The organism is Variovorax sp. GW822-FHT04E09, assembly GCF_058800845.1.
Genome location: NZ_JBXAMR010000004.1, coordinates 1 through 17,576, shown reverse-complemented (window position 1 = coordinate 17,576; position 17,576 = coordinate 1). Strand labels below are relative to the sequence as shown.

Sequence of the window (17,576 nt, the reverse complement as noted above, 5' to 3'; positions counted from 1 at the left end):
TTTTTGCCTCGCATCCCCGGGCGTCATACAGGGTGTTGCAAAGGGCTGCGCGCACGTGCGCGGGCTGCCCGGCGGTTCGTTGCGCCCCGCCCTAAAATGTTCCGTTTCATCCACGATTCGTTGCATGCCCAAGGTGCCTTCTCCTTCCACGACCAGCCCGGCGGCCACGCCCGACACCGGGCCGTTGCCCGCCAGCTACGAAGCCGGGCTCCAGGAACTGGAACAACTGGTTGCAGAACTCGAATCGGGCCAGCTGCCGCTGGACCAGCTGCTGGGCAGCTACCAGCGCGGCGCCGCACTGCTCGGCTTCTGCCGCGACAAGCTGCAGGCGGTCGAGGACCAGATCAAGGTGCTCGACGCAGGCAGCCTCAAGCCCTGGACGGCCGAATGAGCGCCGTCCCGATGACTTCCACCGCCACCACCCCCTGGGACGCGAAGACGCTGGCCGGCTGGGCCGAGCCCCATCTGGCCACGGTCGAAGCGGCGCTGTCGCGCTGGGTCGGCGTCGATGCGCCGGTGCTGCTGGGCGACGCCATGCGCTATGCCGTGCTCGACGGCGGCAAGCGGCTGCGGCCGTTGCTGGTGCTCGCGGCCAATGAAGCGGTCGGCGGCAACGCCCACGCCGCGCTGCGAGCGGCCTGCGCCACCGAACTCATCCACGCCTATTCGCTGGTGCACGACGACCTGCCGTGCATGGACAACGACGTGCTGCGCCGCGGCAAGCCCACCGTGCACGTGAAGTTCGGCGAAGCCGACGCATTGCTCGCGGGCGACGCGCTGCAGGCGCTGGCCTTCGAGCTGCTCGCGCCCGAGGGCGACGAGGTGCCCGCGGCCATGCAGGCCCTGCTGTGCCGCCTGCTGGCGCGCGCCGCCGGCAGCCAGGGCATGGCCGGCGGCCAGGCCATCGACCTGGCCAGCGTCGGCATCGCACTGAACGAAACCCAGCTGCGCGAAATGCACCGCCTGAAGACCGGCGCGCTGCTGCAGGGCAGCGTCGAGATGGGCGCCGCCTGCGGCACCGTGTCGCCGGCCGCGCTGGCGGCGCTGCGCGACTACGGCGCCGCCATCGGCCTGGCGTTCCAGGTGGTCGACGACATCCTCGACGTCACCGCCGACTCGCAAACCCTGGGCAAGACCGCCGGCAAGGACGCCGCGGCCGACAAGCCCACCTACGTGTCGCTGCTCGGCCTGGACGGTGCGCGCGCGCAGGCGAGCCAGCTTCTTGCCGACGCCATCGCCGCACTGAACAAGAGCGGCCTGGCCGACACCTCGGCACTGCGCGCCCTGGCCCATATGGTGGTCGACCGCGACCGCTGAGAAGAAAAAAGAACCCACCTCCATGGCTCCGCTGCTTCCCACTCTCCACGACCCTTCGCCGATCCGCCAGTACGACCGGGCCCAGCTCAAGCAGCTGTCCGACGAGGTGCGCGCCTGCGTGCTCGACAACGTCTCGCGCACCGGCGGCCACCTGAGCTCCAACCTCGGCACGGTCGAGCTGACGGTGGCGCTGCACCATGTGTTCAACACGCCGCACGACCGGCTGGTGTGGGACGTGGGCCACCAGACCTACCCGCACAAGATCCTCACGGGCCGGCGCGAGCGCATGCCCACGCTGCGCCAGCTCGGCGGCATCTCGGGCTTTCCGCAGCGCACCGAGAGCGAGTACGACACCTTCGGCACCGCCCACTCGTCGACCAGCATCTCGGCCGCGCTCGGCATGGCCATGGCCGCCAAGCAGAAGGGCGAGAAGCGCCATGCAGTGGCCATCATCGGCGACGGCGCGCTCACGGCCGGCATGGCCTTCGAGGCGCTCAACAACGCGGGCGTGTGCGACTGCAAGCTGCTGGTCATCCTGAACGACAACGACATGTCGATCAGCCCGCCGGTGGGCGCGCTCAACCGCTACCTCGCGCAGCTCATGAGCGGCAACTTCTACGCCGCCGCCAAGAGCGTCGGCAAGAGCGTGCTGCGCAATGCGCCGCCGCTGTTCGAGCTGGCCAAGCGGCTGGAGCAGCATGCCAAGGGCATGGTCGTGCCGGCCACGCTGTTCGAGCAGTTCGGCTTCAACTACGTCGGCCCCATCGACGGCCACGACATCGACTCGCTGGTGCCCACGCTCGAGAACCTCAAGCACCTGGACGGCCCGCAGTTCCTGCACGTGGTCACGAAGAAGGGGCAGGGCTACAAGCTCGCTGAGGCCGACCCGGTGGCCTACCACGGCCCGGGCAAGTTCGATCCGCAGGTGGGGCTGGTCAAGTCGACCACGGCGGCCAAGCAGACCTTCACGCAGGTTTTCGGCCAGTGGCTGTGCGACACGGCCGCGCACGACGGCCGCCTCGTGGGCATCACGCCCGCGATGCGCGAAGGCTCGGGGCTCGTGGAGTTCGAAAAGCGTTTTCCCGACCGCTACTACGACGTCGGCATCGCCGAGCAGCACGCGGTCACGTTCGCGGCCGGCCTGGCCTGCGAGGGCCTGAAGCCCGTGGTGGCGATCTACTCGACCTTCCTGCAGCGCGCCTACGACCAGCTGATCCACGATGTGGCGATCCAGAACCTGCCCGTGGTGTTCGCGCTCGACCGCGCGGGCCTCGTGGGCGCCGACGGCGCGACGCATGCAGGCGCGTACGACATCCCGTTCCTGCGCTGCATTCCCAACATGAGCATCGCCTGCCCGGCCGACGAGCGCGAGTGCCGCCAGCTGCTGACGAGCGCCTACGAGCAGAACCACCCCGTGGCCGTGCGCTACCCGCGCGGCGCGGGCGCCGGCACCACGCCGCACCTCACGCTCGACGCGCTGCCCTTCGGCAAGGGCGAAGTCCGCCGCGAAGGCCAGCGCATCGCCATCCTCGCGTTCGGCACCTTGCTGTACCCGGCGCTCACCGCGGCCGAGTCGCTCGATGCCACCGTGGTCAACATGCGCTGGGCCAAGCCGCTGGACGTCGAGTTGCTGCTGCAGGTGGCGGGCACGCACGACGCGCTCGTCACGCTCGAAGAGGGCGCCATCATGGGCGGCGCGGGCAGTGCGGTGGTCGAGGCCCTGCAGGCCGCGGGCGTCCAGAAGCCGGTGCTGCAGCTGGGCCTGCCCGACCGCTTCATCGAGCACGGCGATCCGGCCAAGCTGCTCGCATCGATCGGCCTCGATGCCGACGGCATCGCCGCCGCGATCAAGAAACGCTTCGTTTGACAAGAGGTCGCAGGGTAAACCCCCGCCGGCCACCTGTAAGCGCGTTTTTACAATCAAAAGGACTCACAAAAGTCCCTGACGCGGTCACAAGCCGCGTTTTGTTTTTTCCAAAGCACTCGGAGTGAATTCAATGGATCGTCGTTCCCTCATCAAAAACGCCGGCATCGCGGGCGTTCTGGCTGCCGGCATCGCGCCCGCGGTTCACGCGCAAGCCACCGTTCGCTGGCGTCTCGCATCGAGCTTTCCCAAGTCGCTGGACACCATCTTCGGCACCGCCGAGGTGTTCTCGAAGAGCGTGAGCGACATGACGGGCGGCAAGTTCCAGATCTCCGTGCATGCGGGCGGCGAGCTGATGCCCGCCTTCGGCGTGGTCGACGGCATCCAGAGCGGCGCGGTCGAAATGGCGCACACGGCGCCTTACTACTTCTACGGCAAGGACCCGACCTTCTGCCTGGGTTGCGCCGTGCCCTTCGGCATGAACACCCGCCAGCAGAACGCCTGGATGTACGAAGGCAACGGCCTGAAGCTGATGCGCGCCTTCTACGCCAAGTACAACATCATCAACCTGCCGGGCGGCAACACGGGCGCGCAGATGGGCGGCTGGTTCCGCAAGGAAATCAAGTCGGTCGCCGACCTGAAGGGCCTGAAGTTCCGCACCAACCCGTTCGCCGGCAAGGTGCTCGAGCCCTTCGGCGTGATCCCGCAATCGATCCCCGGCGCCGACCTGTACCCCGCGCTCGAAAAGGGCACGCTCGACGGTCTCGAATGGGTCGGCCCGTACGACGACCAGAAGCTGGGCTTCAACAAGATCGCCCCGTTCTACTACTACCCCGGCTGGTGGGAAGGCGGCCCCGAGCTCGACTTCTACATCAACACCAAGGCATGGGAAGGCCTGTCGGCCGATTTCAAGGCCGTGGTCGAAGCGGCTGCCGCGCACGCCAACATCACGATGACGGCCAAGTACGACGCCAAGAACCCGATCGCGCTCAAGCAGCTCGTGGGCTCGGGCACCAAGCTGCGTCCGTTCTCGCAGGACGTGATGAACGCCGCCTTCAAGTCGGCCCAGCAGATCTACTCGGACCTGAACAACAGCAACCCCGAGTGGAAGAAGATCTACAGCGACTGGTCCAAGTTCCTGGCCGACCAGAACGCCTGGTTCCGCTACACCGAAGGCACCTTCGACCGCTTCATGCAACAGCAGAAGCTGTAAGGCACGCGGCGCCGCAACCCGGCGCCTCGCACCTCACAAGAAAAAAGCCCCGCCGGTTTCGGCGGGGCTTTTTTCATTTGGACGCGGGGTCGGGCTCGGGGGAGGGCGGTGGCGCGGAGGGCAGCGTGCGCATCGCCACCTGTTCGCCGAACGCGATCAGCACCTGCGGATCGTAGGCATGGAACCAGGTGATGCCGCCGAAGCGCCGGCGCACCAGCAGGCGCGGCGCGATCACGCGCTCGAGCATGCGGATGTGCACCAGCTTGAGCTGCGCCACGTCCTGCGCGCTCACGCGCTTGTTCCACAGCCAGGTCTGCGTCAGCACGTCGCCTTCGAGGCGGGTGCGGCTGTAGACGATCCAGTAGCCGACCCAGATCACGCACAGGCCCGCCACGCCGAAGACGAACAGGCTGGTGGCCGACCAGCTGGTGGTGCGCAGCGACGGCAGGCTCCACAGCGCGAAGGCGAAGAGATCGACCACCAGCACCACCGCCAGCGTGCGCAGCAGCGGCGGGAAGGCGGCGCTTTCGAGCGGGCCGCCTTCTGTCGTTGCGGGGTGGTCGTTCGGGGCGTCGCCGGGGCGGGCGTCGCTCACGGCTTGGAGGCTTCGCCCGCCGCCGGGGCTGCCGGCGCCGGCGTTTCCTCGGGCGTCTTCTGGTTGCCGAACGGGTCTTCCATGTTCACGCCGTTGTCGGTGGCGGGCGGCGCGTTCGGGTCGACCGGCATGTCGAGGTTGACCTTCTCGATGTCGACGACCTTTTCCTTCTCGAGGAACACGGTCACCGTCTGCGGGAAGAAGATCACGATGGCCACCAGCAGCAGCTGCATCACCACCCAGGGCACGGCGCCCAGGTAGATGTCGCGCGACTCCACCTTCTTGGGCAGCGCCCCGTTCTTGAACAGGGTGTCGGCGATGCCCCGTAAATAGAACAGCGCGAAGCCGAAGGGCGGGTGCATGAACGAGGTCTGCATGTTCACGCACAGCAGCACGCCGAACCAGACCATGTCGATGCCCAGCTTGTGGGCCACGGGGCCCAGCAGCGGCAGGATGATGAAGGCGATCTCGAAGAAGTCGAGGAAGAACGCCAGGAAGAACACGAAGATGTTGACCGCGATCAGGAAGCCGATCTGGCCGCCCGGCAGGCCCGAGAGCATGTGCTCGATCCACTTGGCGCCGTCCACGCCCTGGAACACCAGCGAGAACACGCGCGAGCCGATCAGGATGAACACCACCATCGCCGTGAGGCGCATGGTGCCTTCCATCGCGTCCTTCATCAGCGCCCAGTTCAGTCGGCGGTGAATGAGCGCCAGCACCAGCGCTCCCACCGCGCCCATGGCGCCGGCCTCGGTCGGCGTGGCGATGGCCTTGTCCATGAAGGGCAGGCCGCCCATCGAGCCGAGCACCGCGAAGATCAGGATGGCCGAGGGAATGATGCCGCGCAGGCACTTGCCCCACAGCGCCCAGCCGTGCAGCGTGCGCGCCGTGGCGGGCAGGCCGGGCACGTAGTGCGGGCGGATGCGCGAGACCAGGAAGGTGTAGATCGCGAAGATCACCACCTGCAGGATCGACGGACCCCAGGCGCCCTTGTACATCTGGCCGACGTCGGTGCCGAGCTGGTCGGCCATGACGATCAGCACCAGCGAGGGCGGCACCAGCTGCGTGATGGTTCCCGAGGCGGCGAGCACGCCGGTCGAGTAGCGCATGTTGTAGCCGTAGCGCATCATGACTGGCAGCGAGATCATCGCCATCGCGATCACCTGGCCGGCCACCGTGCCGGTGATGGCGCCGAGGATGAAGCCCACGATGATCACCGAGTAGCCCAGGCCGCCGCGGATCGGGCCGAAGAGCTGGCCCATCGAGTCGAGCATGTCCTCGGCGAGCCCGCATTTTTCTAACACCGCTCCCATGAGCGTGAAGAACGGAATGGCCAGCAGCGTCTCGTTCGACAGGATGCCGAACACGTTGAGCGGCAGGTTGGCCATGAAGCCGGCCGGGAACCAGCCCATCTCGATGGCGAAGAAGCCGCAGATCAGGCCGAGGGCCGAGAGCGAAAACGCGACCGGAAACCCGATCAGCATGATCACCACGAGCCCCGCGAACATGATCGGGGCGAAATTTTCCATGTGCATGATGTCTACTTGTCCTGCGGTGCGGGCGGTGTCGGGGCGGTCTGGCGAAGCGCGACGAACGCCATCACTGCACCGGCTTCTCGTAGTGCGTGTTCATCTCGATCAGTCCGCGCAGGTAGGCGATGCGCTTGATGATCTCGGCGACACCTTGCAGGAACATCGTGCAGAAACCCACGGGCATCAGCAGCGCGGCGGGCCAGCGGATCAGCCCGCCGATGTTGCCCGACATCTCGCCCGACACCCAGGTGTTCCAGAAGAACGGCCAGGTGAGATAGGTCAGCAGGCCCATCACCGGCAGCAGGAAGAAGGTCAGGCCGAACAGGTCGACATACACCGGTCCGTGGCCCTTGAGCTTGCCGTAGATGATGTCCACGCGCACGTGCTCGTTGAAGCGCAGCACCACCGGCGCACCGAGCATCACGGTGGCGGCGAACAGATACCACTGAATCTCGAGGAAGGCGTTGTTGCTGAAGTCGAAGCCGTACCGGACGAAGGCATTGGCGGCCGAGATGAGCGACGCGGCCAGAACGGCATAGCCGGCAAATTTGCCGAGTTTTTCGCTGACCCAGTCCATGACGGCCGCGAATTTGAGGAATACAGACAAGGGGTGTCTCCCGCGAAGCCCAAGGTGAAGCGCCGGCCCCTGGTGGGGGCTGCGCGCAAAGCCCGCAATGGTATCTCGGTGAACCTTAGTATTGCCTTGACACAAACTCGGGTTTACCCGGAATCCGCGTCGTCAGAGGGCCTGTCGGGCGGTCGCCATAATGGCCCATGTCTTCGAGCCCGCCGCCTTCGACGCCCTTTGGTGCGGCGAGCCCGCCCCTGTCGATCGACTCCCCCGACATGCGCCGCGCCGGCCGCGACCTGCTCTCGCTGGCCCTCATCGACGCCCGCAACCACACGCTGCACCTGCTGTCCCTGTTCGAACAGGCGCTGGGCGAAGCCATGCGCGTGCCGCCGCAGCCGGGCGTGGTGCCGCCGGTCTGGCTGGCGGGCCACATCGGCTGGTTCGCCGAATGGTGGATCGGGCGCAACACCCAGCGCGCCTTCGGCATCGACTGCCCCGTGCGGCCCACGCGGCTGGCCGCCATCGACCCCGACGCCGACGACTGGTGGAACCCTGCCCAGGGCGCGGCCGATCGCTGCTGGTCGCCCGACCTGCCGGGCCTGGGCCAGACCAAGGCCTACCTGCTCGAAACCCTCGAGAGCACGCTCGAGCTGCTCGAGAACGCCGCCGAGACCGATGCCGGCCTGTACTTCTACCGGCTCGCGCTCTTCCATGAAGACCTGCGCGGCGAACAGCTCGTGGTGCTGGCGCAGACGCTGGGCCTGCCGCTGAACATCGAGCAGCCGCCCACCGCCGTCACGCGCGAGCCGCTGCTGCTGCCGGCCACGCGCTGGGAGCTCGGCCTGCCCGAGCACAGCGGCTTCCTGTTCGCGCAAGAGGGCGCAGCGCACCGGGTCGACGTGCCCGAGTTCGAGATCGACGCCCAGCCCGTCACCTGGGACCAGTACATCGAGTTCGTCGACGACGGCGGCTACGACCGCGAGGAACTGTGGCACAGCGACGGCTGGCGCTGGCTCGCCGCGCAGACCGAAGGCCGGCGCGGGCCGCGCCATGTGGAGCAGATCGGCGTGTCGCGCAACGGCACGGGTGGCTCGGTGCTGCAGCAGCGCTTCGGCGTCACCGTGCGCGCGGCCGGGCACCACAGCGCCGTGCACCTGAGCTGGTGGGAGGCCGACGCCTGGGCGCGCTGGGCCGGCCGGCGCATCGCGACCGAGATCGAATGGGAAATCGCCGCCCACACGGCCGCGCGGCGGGGCTTTCGCTGGGCCGACGTGCACGAGTGGACGGCAGGCACGCTGCAGCCCTGGCCGGGCTTCCGGGCCGATCCGTGGAGCGCCGGTGGCGAGTTCGATCCGGTGGCCGCCTTCGGCCGCGCGCGCGTGCTGCGCGGCGCCTCGTTCGCGACCCGTGCGCGCCTGCGTTCGCCGCGCCGCCGCGGCTTTGCGCTGCCCGACAGCGACGACGGCTTCTTCGGCTTCCGCACCTGCGCGCTGTAGCCGCCTTCAGGGCCGCTCGCCGCCGGCTTCCGACGACAGCGGCGGCGCCACTTCCTCCAGCGGCTTGCGCTCCGCATCGGCCGCATGGCGCAACGCCAGCAGCCCCGCGACGATGACCAGCACGGCGCCGATCAGGTAGCCCACCATCACCGCGCCGCGGCTGCCGGTCTCGATCAGCATCCCGAACAGCACCGGCGCCGCGAAGCCGCCCGCGCCCATGCCGATGGCGTAGAAGATCGCGATGGCCATGGCGCGCATCTCCAGCGGGAACACCTCGCTCACCGTCAGGTAGGCCGAGCTGGCCGCGGCCGACGCAAGAAAGAAAACTGCCGACCAGCACAGCGCCTGGCTGCGCGCGTCGAGCCAGCCCTGCATGAAGGCCCAGCCCGTGAGCGCCAGGCCCACGCCGGCCAGCACATAGGTCAGCGCGATCATCTTGCGTCGGCCCACGCTGTCGAACAGCGGACCCAGCAGCAGCGGCCCGAGCACGTTGCCCAGCGCGAACGGAAAGATGTACAGCGCCACGCGGCCTTCGGCCACGCCGTAGAAGCGCGTGAGCACCAGCGCGTAGGTGAAGAAGATCGCGTTGTAGAAAAAGGCCTGCGACACCATCAGCGCCGTCGCCACCACGCTGCGCGCCGGGTAGCGCCGCAGCAGCACGCGCGCCACCTCGCGCATCGGCGGGCTGTTCTGGCGCGCGGCGGTGTACACGACGTGGCCTTGCGCGGTGGGCAGCGGGCCGTGCTGCACTTCGACTTCGCGCTCAATGTCCGCGACGATGCGCTCGGCCTCATCCGCGCGTCCGTGCGCGATGAGCCAGCGCGGGCTCTCGGGCACATGGCGCCGCACCAGCAGGATGGCCACCGCCAGCACCGCGCCCAGCGCAAAGCCCGCGCGCCAGCCCCACACCGGGCCGATCACGCGCGCGTCGAGCAGCACCAGGCTCAGCGCCGCGCCGAGCGCCGCACCGATCCAGAAGCTGCCGTTGATCGCGAGGTTGACGCGCCCGCGCACGCGCGCCGGAATGAGTTCGTCGATGGCCGAGTTGATGGCCGCGTACTCGCCGCCGATGCCCAGCCCGGTGACGAAGCGGCACAGCGCAAAGAAGGCGAAGTTGGGGGAGAAGGCCGTGGCCAGCGTGCCCAGCGTGTAGACCACCAGCGTGAGCAGGAAGAGCTTCTTGCGCCCCAGCCGGTCGGTGAGCCGCCCGAACACCAGCGCGCCGATCACCGCGCCTGCGATGTAGATCGAGCCCGACCAGCCGATCTCTGCGGCCGTGAGTCCGAGCGTGTCGGGCCGCTCCAGCACCGCGCCGATGGAGCCCACCAGCGTGACCTCGAGGCCGTCGAGGATCCAGGCCACGCCCAGCGCGATCACCACGCGCCAGTGCCAGCGCGACCACGGCAGGCGGTCCAGGCGGGCAGGGATGTCGCTGCGCAGAACCGTCATGCGGGGCATTATGCGAAGCGCATCACCCCCGCGTTGTAGGACCGGCGCTGCAATGCGCCGGTCTGCTCACAGGTGCTTCAGGCCGCGACGGCCGCGGTCACCTGCCGGATGCCCATGGCTTTCAGCGTGTCGGCAATGGCCGCCACCGCGCCCGGGATGCCCGCGTCGCCGAAGTGCCCCATGCAGCCCACGCGGAAGGTCTCGACCTGCGTCAGCTTGCCGGGGTAGAGGATGTAGCCGCGCTTCTTCACCTCCTGGTAGAAGGTCTTGAAGTCGTAGTTGGCATCGTCCGGCGCATGGAAGGTGACGATGATCGGCGCCTGGATGGCCGGGTCGAGAAAGGGCCGGAAGCCCAGCGTGGCGAGGCCGTCGACCAGCGCCTTGCAGTTGCGCGTGTAGCGCCCGCCACGCGCGGGCAGGCCGCCTTCCTCGATGTACTGCGCAATGGCGGTGTCGAGCGCGGCCACCACGTGCGTGGGCGGCGTGAAGCGCCACTGCGTGGTCTTCTCCATGTAGACCCATTGGTCGTACAGGTCCATGCTCAGCGAGTGGCAGTTGCCTTCGCACTTTTCGAGCGTGCTGCGCTTGATGACCACGAAGCCCATGCCCGGCACGCCTTCGAGGCACTTGCCCGAGGCAGCGACCACGGCGTCGAAGGGCGTCTTGCGCGCGTCGATCTCCAGCGCGCCGAAGGAGCTCATCGCATCGATGATCAGGCCGCGCCCGTGCTTGGCGACCACCAGCGCGATCTCATGCAGCGGGTTGAGCACGCCGGCGCCGGTTTCGCAGTGCACCACCGCGACGTGGGTGATGCTGGGGTCGGCTGCGAGCGCACGGTCGACGTCGGCGGGCGAGACCTGCTTTTCTTCGGTGTAGTCGATGGTGGTGAGCTTGCGGCCGAGCACCTTGCAGATCTTGGCCAGGCGCTGGCAGTAGGCGCCGTTGCTCGGCACCAGCACATGGCCGTTGCGCGGCACGATCGTGCCGATGGCCGCTTCGACCGAGAAGGTGCCGCTGCCTTGCAGGGGCACGCATTCGTGCGTGCCCGTGCCGTGCACGATGTTGAGCACCTCCTTGCGGATGCGCGCCGTGATCTGGTTGAAGTCGGCGTCCCATGAGCCCCAGTCGCGCAGCATCGCTTGGCGGGTGCGGTCCGAGGTGGTCAGGGGGCCGGGCGTGAGCAGGATGGGGTGGGCGGCTTGACTCATGGTGTCTCCAGGCAGGGAAAGGGAATGAGGGGCGAGAGGTGGGGTGTTCGTTCAGCCACGGGCGAGGTTGCGCCAGGCCTGCGTGCGTGCGAGCAGCACGCGGGTGAGCAGTGCGTAGGCGATGCACACCAGCGTCGAGGTGACGACGATCAGGCTGGCCAGCGCGGCGGCCGGGCCGATGTCGCCGGCGTCGTCCAGGTGCATGATCGCGACCGACGCGAGGATGGTCTCCGGCGTGTACAGGAAGATGGCGCACGACAGGCTGGCCATCGACACCACGAAGAAGTAGCGCCCGATGTCCAGGATGGCCGGCAGGCACACCGGCACCGTCACGCGCAGGAAGGTCTTGAAGAACGGCACCTTGAGCGACGCCGACACGGCCTCGAACTCGTTGTCGATCTGCTTGAGCGCCGTCACCGCCGTGAGGTGGCTCGAGGTGTAGTAGTGCACCACCATCGAGATGACCAGGATCGCCATCGTCTGGTACAGGAAGTTCAGCGGGTTGGCCGGATGGTTGAAGAACATCACGTAGCCCAGGCCGAGCACCAGGCCCGGCACCGCCATCGACAGCACCGCCATCAGGTGCATGCCCTTGCGCATGAGGCCCAGGTTGCGCGTCTTCTCGATCAGGTAGGCGCCCACGAACACGATGAGCGAGCCCGCCACCGCGGTGACCATGGCCACCAGCAGGCTGTTGCCGTAGGCGGCCGCCATGTCGCTTTCCACCAGCACGAAATGGTAGTGCTTGAGCGTGAACGACAGGTCGTACGGCCACAGCGAGATCGCCGAGGTGTAGATCGCCATGCCGATGGTGGCCAGCAGCAGGCTGCAGACCACGGTGCAGAACAGCGTGAGCAGCGCATCGGCCACCTTGCGGGGCTTGGGGGTGTAGGGCACCGAGCGCGCCGTGAGCTGCGCCTTCAGCTTGCGCCGCACCACGTAGTCGATCACGAAGGAAATGATCGACGGAATGAGCAGCAGCATGCCCACCACCGCGCCGATGGAGAAGTTGTGCTGGCCGACCACCTGCTTGAACACGTCGACCGACAGCACGTTGAAGTTGCCGCCGATGACCTTGGGCGCGCCGAAGTCGCTCACCACGTAAGTGAAGACCACGGTGGCCGCGCTGATCAGGCCGTACTTGCACGAGGGCAGGGTGATCGTCATGAACTGGCGCAGGGGCCGCGTGCGCAGGGCCGTGGCCGCCTCGTACAGCCGGCCGTCGGCCAGCGACAGCGCGGTGACCAGGATCATCAGCGCGTGCGGGAAGGTGTTGTAGACCTCGGCCAGGATGATGCCGGGCGCGCCGTAGATCGAGGCGCCGCCCAGCAGGAACTTGAGTGCGCCCTGGTTGCCGAACCACTGCACGAACGAAATGGCCGACAGCAGCGAGGGCGCGAGCAGTGGAATGAGCGCGATGAGCCGGAACACCGCCTTCAGCGGCGCCGGCATGCGGCTGCGTGTGAGCGCGTAGGCGAACACGAAGGCCGTGGGCACCGAGATCATCACCACCGCGGCCGACACCCACACCGAGTTCCAGGCCGCGCGCAGCAGGCTCGGCGTCTGGAAGTAGGTGATGAAGTGGGCCAGGCCGACGAAGCGGCCGTTCTTGTCCTGCACCGCGTGGGCCAGGATGGTCAAGAGCGGCGCGATGAGGAACACGAACAGCATCGCCATCACCACGAACAGGATGGCGCGCGCGATGGTCTCGTCGCGGCTCCAGCGCAGGGCGGGGCGTGCAGCGGGCGCGAGCCGGGGATGTGCCAGCGTGTTCATGGCTTCGATGTGCGCGCGGCAAAGGCGCGGATGCGGTTGGCGCGCAGCGCGATGTCGATCGTGTTGCCTTCGCGGATGTCCAGGTCGTGCAGCTGGTTCAGCGAGAAGTGCAGGCCCAGCGTCTGGCCGTGCAGCGCGTCGGCCGTCACTTCGGCAATGCACAGGCCGCCCAGGAACTCGACCTTCGTGACCTTGGCCTGCAGGCGGTTCGGCGTGTCCTCGCGCAGGTGCTCCACCGCGCGGTCTTCGGGCCGCAGGTACAGGTTGACCGCGTCGCCGGGCTCGAAGGCGCCGTCGCAGGCGTCGCACTGCAGCTCCATGTCGCCGACCTGGAAGCGCTGGTTGCCCAGCGCCATCGCGCGCAGCACGTTGACCTTGCCCACGAAGTCGGCCACGAAGGGCGTGGCCGGCTGTTCGTAGATTTCCATCGGCGTGCCGACCTGCTCGATCACGCCGTGGTTCATCACCACGATGCGGTCGGCCATCGAGAGCGCTTCTTCCTGGTCGTGCGTGACCATGATGGTCGTGATGCCGACCTGCTTCTGCAGCCGGCGGATCTCGCCGCGCAGGCGGATGCGCTCCAGCGCGTCGAGCGCCGACAGCGGCTCGTCCAGCAGCAGCAGGCCGGGCCGCGTGGCCAGCGCGCGGGCCAGGGCCACGCGCTGTTGCTGGCCGCCCGAGAGCTGGCTCGGGTACTTGGCGCCCGAGGTCGGCAGGCCGACCAGCTTCAGCAGCTCGTCGACGCGCGCCTTGATCTCGCCCCGCTTCGCACGGCTGTTGACGAGGCCGTAGCCCACGTTCTCGGCGATCGACAGGTTGGGAAAGAGCGCGTACGACTGGAACACGATGCCGTAGTCGCGCTTGTCCGGCGAGAGCCACGAGACGTCCTTGCCGTTCTGCAGGATCTGCCCGGCGGTCTGCGTCTCCAGGCCCGCGATGATGCGCAGCAGCGTGGTCTTGCCGCAGCCCGAGGGGCCGAGAAAGCACAGCATCTCGCCCGGGTTCACGCGCAGGTGCACGTCGCGCAGCGCGCTGAAGGTCTCGAAGTCCTTGCGAACGCCGACGATCTCGAGGGCCGCGGGCGGGGCCGAGGTGGGAGTCAACTGGCTGGCGATGAAGCGGGTGTCGGTCATGTCCATTTTTCGCACTCGTCGTTGGAGGGCGTCACCAGCTGTGGCGGCACCCTTGAATTGAAAACCGGGGGATGCCGTCGGGCTTACTTGGGTTCGGCCTTGCCTTCGTAGCGCTTGCTCCATTCAGCGAGGATGCGTTCGCGGTTCTTGGCGGCCCAGTTCAGGTCGTTCTTGGCCAGCAGCTTCTCGTAGTTGTCCGGAATGCCTTCCAGCTTGGAGACCACGCCGGGGTAGGCGACCACGGCCCACCAGCGCGCGCTGATCTGGTTGGCTTCCTTGCTCGCCATCCAGTCGGCAAAGCGCTTGCCTTGCGCCAGCTTCGTGCTGGTCTTCATGAGGCTGGTGGCCTCGATGTCCCAGCCCAGGCCTTCCTTCGGAAAGATCAGGTCGACCGGCGCGCCCGACTTCTTCACCTGGTGCGCGCGGAACTCGAACGAGATGCCGATGGGGAACTCGCCCGCGCCCGCCTGCTTGCAGGGCTTGGAGCCCGAGTGCACGTACTGCGCGATGTTCTGGTGCAGCGCGTCCATGTACTTCCAGCCTTCGGCGTCGCCCATGTTCTGCAGCCAGTACGACACGTCGAGGTAGCCGGTGCCGCTGGAGGCGGGGTGCGGCATCGAGATCGTGCCCTTGTAGATGGGCTTGGTCAGGTCCTTCCAGCTCTCGGGCTTGGGCAGGCCGAGCTTCTTGGCCTCGACCGTGTTGAAGCAGATGGTGGCGGCCCACACGTCCATGCCGACCCAGGCGGGCGGGCGGGCGGCGTCGGAGTACGCGGGGTTCAGCTCCTTGAAGCCCTTGGGCTCATAAGGAAGCAGCATGCCTTCCTGCTGCAGCAGCGCCAGGCTGCTGGCGGCCAGGCCGGCCACCACGTCGGCCTGCGGGTTGGCCTTTTCGGCCAGCAGCTTGGCGGTGACGATGCCGGTGGAGTCGCGCACCCACTTCACCTCGATGTCGGGGTTGGCCTTCTCGAACGCGTCCTTGTAGAGCTTCATGGCGTCGGTCTCGAGCGCCGTGTAGACCAGGAGCGGCGTCTTTTGCGCCCACGCACTGCCGGACACGAGGCCGAGGGCCGCAACACACAGGGCGGCCGTGAGACGGCGCGTGCTTTGTTTCATCGTCATCTGTTTCTCCTGAAAGGCTGGCTGTCACTGAAGAAGGGTGAGGGCTGGCGCCGGCGCGAGGGTGGGCAACGCCATCCGGTGTTTGCAATGTAGGTTGCTGATTGATGACTGTCAATAAAAAATTGTTGACAGTTGACGATCCTTCGGGAAAATACGCCCCATGGTCACCAGCAATCACTCCGCCGCCCTCGCGTTCCTCCAATCCAGCTCGCTGCCGATGCTGATGCAGGAAGAAATCGAGCGTTTGATCATGACGGGCGAGCTCCCCGTGGGCAGCCGCATCAACGAGAGCGAGCTCTCGCAGCGCTTCAACACCAGCCGCGGCCCGATCCGCGAGGCGTTGCGCGCGCTGGAAGAGGCGGGTCTCGTGCGCAACGAGAAGAACCGCGGCGTCTTCGTGCGCGAGATCGCGTTCGAGGAGGCCGACGAGATCTACGAGCTGCGCGAGGCGCTGGAAGAAATCATCGGCCGGCGCGTGGCCCTGGCCATCCAGCCCGACGCCGTGGAGCGCCTGCGCGCCATGGTCGACGCCATGCGCTCGGCGGCCCAGGCGCAGGACGTGGAGCAGTACGCGCAGCTCAACCTGCAGTTCCACGAGATCCTGCTCGACACCGCCGGCAGCAAGAAGCTCACCGAGACCTACAAGCGGCTCGTCAAGGAGCTGCACCTTTTCAGAATGCGCGCGCTCGACAGCGGCGGCGGCCTGCGGGTCTCGGCCGACGAGCACAGCCACATCGTCGACGCCATTGCCAGCGGCAACCCCGACACGGCAGGGCGCGCATTGCGCGAACACGTGGCCGGCAGCCGCGCACGCATGCACAAAGCCTTCGGCCGCATCGACGCCGATGCGGCCACTTCCAGCAACACCACCGCTACCCCGAACCACCCACCCCAAAAGGAAGTCTGAAATGACACCGGAGACACTTGAAGTCAATGCCAGGAGCTATCGCTGGATGGCGCGTCCGATCGTGGTCGTGTGCGTGGACGGCTGCGAGCCGGCGTACCTCGACGCGGCCATCGAAGCCGGCGTGGCGCCCTACATCGCCCGCATGCGCAAGGATGGTGCCGACCTGCTCGCCAATTGCGTCGTGCCCTCGTTCACCAACCCCAACAACCTGTCGATCGTGACCGGCGCGCCGCCGGCGGTGCATGGCATCTGCGGCAACTACTTCTTCGACCGCGAGCTGGGCCAGGAAGTGATGATGAACGACCCCAAGTACCTGCGCGCCGGCACTGTGCTCGCGGCCTTCGCCGACGCGGGCGCCAAGCTTGCGGTGGTCACGGCCAAGGACAAGCTGCGCAAGCTGCTGGGCCACAAGATGAAAGGCATCTGCTTCTCATCGGAGAAGTCGGACCAGGTGACGATGGAAGAGAACGGCATCGACAACGTGCTCGACATGGTCGGCATGCCGGTGCCTTCGGTCTACAGCGCCGAACTCTCGGAGTTCGTGTTCGCCGCCGGCGTGAAGCTGATGGAATCGCAGCGTCCCGACCTGATGTACCTGTCGACCACCGACTACGTGCAGCACAAGGCCGCGCCGGGCAGCCCCGCGGCGAATGCCTTCTACCAAATGATGGACGGCTACCTCGCGCAACTCGATGCACTGGGCGCCACCATCGTGCTCACGGCCGACCACGGCATGAACGACAAGCACGGTGCCGACGGTTCGCCGAACGTCATCTACCTGCAGGACGTGCTCGACGGCTGGTACGGCGCCGAAAAGGCCCGCGTGATCCTACCGATCACCGACCCTTACGTCGTGCACCACGGCGCGCTCGGTTCCTTCGCCACCGTGTACGCGCCCGATGAAGCCAGCGTGCCGGGCTGGATCGAACGCATCAAGGGCATCCCGGGCATGGAACTCGTGCTCTCGCGCACCGAAGCCGCCAAGCGCTTCGAGCTGCCGCCAGACCGCATCGGCGACATCGTGGTGGTGAGCGAGCAGAGCACCGTCATCGGCACCGCCGCCAGCCGCCATGACCTGTCGGCGCTCGAAGTGCCGCTGCGCTCGCACGGCGGTGTCTCGGAGCAGAAGGTGCCCTTGATCTGCAACCGCCCGGTCGAAGGCATTGCCCCCGGCCGCCGGCTGCGCAACTTCGATGCGCTCGACCTCGCCCTGAACCACGCACGCTGACACCGCACGGAGCACCCATGAGCCAAGCCATCCTGAAGCCAGGCACCGTCCACCGCGAAGCGCTGCGCATCGCCGGCGAGAAAGTCCACCGCGACCGCACCATCGAGGTCACCTACCCGTACACCGGCGAGGTGATCGCCACCGTGCCCAAGGCCACGCTGGACGA

At 67.5% G+C, this 17,576-nt stretch carries 15 protein-coding genes and 1 pseudogene; 8 read left to right on the top strand and 8 right to left on the bottom strand.

The window, feature by feature from the left end:
* Positions 1-124 precede the first annotated feature (124 nt).
* The 4 genes from xseB to AC1RL8_RS17065 all read left to right on the top strand — a co-directional run bounded on the left by xseB (position 125) and on the right by AC1RL8_RS17065 (position 4,394).
* The gene (gene xseB, locus AC1RL8_RS17080) at positions 125-391 is read left to right on the top strand and encodes an exodeoxyribonuclease VII small subunit (RefSeq protein WP_062468817.1); all 267 of its coding nucleotides are present in this window, start codon (positions 125-127) and stop codon (positions 389-391) included.
* An 11-nt stretch (positions 392-402) separates the two neighbouring features.
* Entirely contained in the window at positions 403-1,317 is a 915-nt protein-coding gene (locus AC1RL8_RS17075; protein WP_492686113.1) for a polyprenyl synthetase family protein, read from the top strand.
* A 22-nt stretch (positions 1,318-1,339) separates the two neighbouring features.
* Complete coding sequence (gene dxs / locus AC1RL8_RS17070) at positions 1,340-3,184, top strand: 1-deoxy-D-xylulose-5-phosphate synthase (protein ID WP_159277877.1); 1,845 nt, start codon at positions 1,340-1,342, stop codon at positions 3,182-3,184.
* Positions 3,185-3,314: 130 nt separating this feature from the next.
* Positions 3,315-4,394, top strand: a complete 1,080-nt coding sequence (locus AC1RL8_RS17065) for a TRAP transporter substrate-binding protein (RefSeq protein ID WP_354347505.1) — start codon at positions 3,315-3,317, stop codon at positions 4,392-4,394.
* A 73-nt stretch (positions 4,395-4,467) separates the two neighbouring features.
* Here the strand turns inward: AC1RL8_RS17065 and AC1RL8_RS17060 are convergent, their stop codons facing one another.
* The 3 genes from AC1RL8_RS17060 to AC1RL8_RS17050 all read right to left on the bottom strand — a co-directional run bounded on the left by AC1RL8_RS17060 (position 4,468) and on the right by AC1RL8_RS17050 (position 7,128).
* Positions 4,468-4,989: a hypothetical protein gene (locus AC1RL8_RS17060; protein ID WP_369631961.1), complete on the bottom strand. Its 522-nt coding sequence runs from the start codon at positions 4,987-4,989 to the stop codon at positions 4,468-4,470.
* Entirely contained in the window at positions 4,986-6,524 is a 1,539-nt protein-coding gene (locus AC1RL8_RS17055; protein ID WP_070061822.1) for a TRAP transporter large permease, read from the bottom strand. The genes AC1RL8_RS17060 and AC1RL8_RS17055 overlap by 4 nt, the downstream gene beginning before the upstream one ends.
* A gap of 64 nt (positions 6,525-6,588) precedes the next feature.
* Positions 6,589-7,128: a TRAP transporter small permease subunit gene (locus AC1RL8_RS17050; RefSeq protein WP_070061823.1), complete on the bottom strand. Its 540-nt coding sequence runs from the start codon at positions 7,126-7,128 to the stop codon at positions 6,589-6,591.
* Between the two features lie 167 nt (positions 7,129-7,295).
* On the opposite strand from AC1RL8_RS17050, the gene AC1RL8_RS17045 reads away from it, so the two are divergent.
* Positions 7,296-8,588 (top strand): SUMF1/EgtB/PvdO family nonheme iron enzyme, encoded by a 1,293-nt coding sequence (locus AC1RL8_RS17045; RefSeq protein WP_487850172.1) that lies wholly within the window; start codon positions 7,296-7,298, stop codon positions 8,586-8,588.
* Positions 8,589-8,594: 6 nt separating this feature from the next.
* Here the strand turns inward: AC1RL8_RS17045 and AC1RL8_RS17040 are convergent, their stop codons facing one another.
* The 5 genes from AC1RL8_RS17040 to AC1RL8_RS17020 all read right to left on the bottom strand — a co-directional run bounded on the left by AC1RL8_RS17040 (position 8,595) and on the right by AC1RL8_RS17020 (position 15,275).
* Positions 8,595-10,037 (bottom strand): MFS transporter, encoded by a 1,443-nt coding sequence (locus AC1RL8_RS17040; RefSeq protein WP_492686115.1) that lies wholly within the window; start codon positions 10,035-10,037, stop codon positions 8,595-8,597.
* Positions 10,038-10,114: 77 nt separating this feature from the next.
* Entirely contained in the window at positions 10,115-11,245 is a 1,131-nt protein-coding gene (locus AC1RL8_RS17035) for a 2-aminoethylphosphonate--pyruvate transaminase (protein WP_070061826.1), read from the bottom strand.
* Between the two features lie 51 nt (positions 11,246-11,296).
* Positions 11,297-13,021, bottom strand: a complete 1,725-nt coding sequence (locus AC1RL8_RS17030) for a putative 2-aminoethylphosphonate ABC transporter permease subunit (RefSeq protein WP_492686116.1) — start codon at positions 13,019-13,021, stop codon at positions 11,297-11,299.
* Complete coding sequence (locus tag AC1RL8_RS17025; RefSeq protein ID WP_095744307.1) at positions 13,018-14,160, bottom strand: putative 2-aminoethylphosphonate ABC transporter ATP-binding protein; 1,143 nt, start codon at positions 14,158-14,160, stop codon at positions 13,018-13,020. Before AC1RL8_RS17025 ends, AC1RL8_RS17030 begins: the two co-directional genes overlap by 4 nt.
* A gap of 77 nt (positions 14,161-14,237) precedes the next feature.
* Positions 14,238-15,275 carry a putative 2-aminoethylphosphonate ABC transporter substrate-binding protein gene (locus AC1RL8_RS17020; protein ID WP_139701869.1) on the bottom strand — a complete coding sequence of 346 codons (1,038 nt, stop codon included), beginning with the start codon at positions 15,273-15,275 and terminating at the stop codon, positions 14,238-14,240.
* Between the two features lie 160 nt (positions 15,276-15,435).
* On the opposite strand from AC1RL8_RS17020, the gene AC1RL8_RS17015 reads away from it, so the two are divergent.
* From AC1RL8_RS17015 to AC1RL8_RS17005, 3 genes and pseudogenes are all read left to right on the top strand, one after another.
* Positions 15,436-16,182, top strand: coding sequence for a phosphonate utilization associated transcriptional regulator (locus AC1RL8_RS17015; RefSeq protein ID WP_070061830.1), 747 nt, complete (start codon positions 15,436-15,438; stop codon positions 16,180-16,182).
* 1 nt (position 16,183) lies between these two features.
* Positions 16,184-17,410 (top strand): phosphonoacetate hydrolase, encoded by a 1,227-nt coding sequence (phnA, locus tag AC1RL8_RS17010; protein WP_492686117.1) that lies wholly within the window; start codon positions 16,184-16,186, stop codon positions 17,408-17,410.
* A 17-nt stretch (positions 17,411-17,427) separates the two neighbouring features.
* Positions 17,428-17,576: pseudogene (locus AC1RL8_RS17005) on the top strand (phosphonoacetaldehyde dehydrogenase); the annotation flags it as partial.